Annotated in this window: 2 protein-coding genes; both read right to left on the bottom strand. The window is 31.8% G+C overall.

Annotated features, from left to right (window positions below; genetic code table 11):
• Nucleotides 1-237: ribosome hibernation-promoting factor, HPF/YfiA family (gene hpf, locus ACNFOC_RS55185; protein WP_416966417.1), on the bottom strand; the 237-nt coding region annotated here is incomplete at its 3' end.
• A 61-nt stretch (nt 238-298) separates the two neighbouring features.
• Nucleotides 299-494, bottom strand: a 196-nt coding sequence (locus ACNFOC_RS55180) for a ComF family protein (RefSeq protein WP_416966416.1), incomplete at its 5' end; no start/stop codon positions are given.

Genomic DNA, 494 nt, shown 5'->3' with positions numbered 1-494 from the left:
ATCAATGCCAGCGTATAAATCATCATGTCTTTCTTCAGCTCTTAATGTTACATCTTTTAATGGAATAGTAACTTCAATTTTAGTAGCTGAGTTAGAATAAGTTTTAACTTTAACATGTGCTACTGCATTAGGCACATTATTAAAATAACGCTCCAACTTACCAATTTTGTCCTCAATATAGTTGCGAATTGCATCTGTGATAGTGAGGTTATCTCCATGAATTTCAAATCTAATCATAGTAATCTCTCCTTTAACCTCTTATATTGGTAATGCTTACTTATATTTTACCACGTTTGGTTTATCGTGCAAACGCAATCACTTTGAATTTTCTGACATTTAATGATAATAATTTACACCCTGCATGATGTATTGTTAATCCTGTTGTATAAATATCATCAATGAGCAGTATTACTTTATCTTCTAAGTCGATGTCTACTTCCTTTACATAAAACGGATTGGAGGCATTAGCACGCTCTAATTTACCTAATTCAGAT

The sequence above is a fragment of the Streptomyces colwelliae genome (genome assembly GCF_048158785.1).
In the GTDB taxonomy this organism is placed as follows: Bacteria; Actinomycetota; Actinomycetes; order Streptomycetales; family Streptomycetaceae; genus Streptomyces.
Note: the sequence above shows the minus strand (reverse complement) of the source record. Positions and strands in the feature narration are given on the sequence as shown.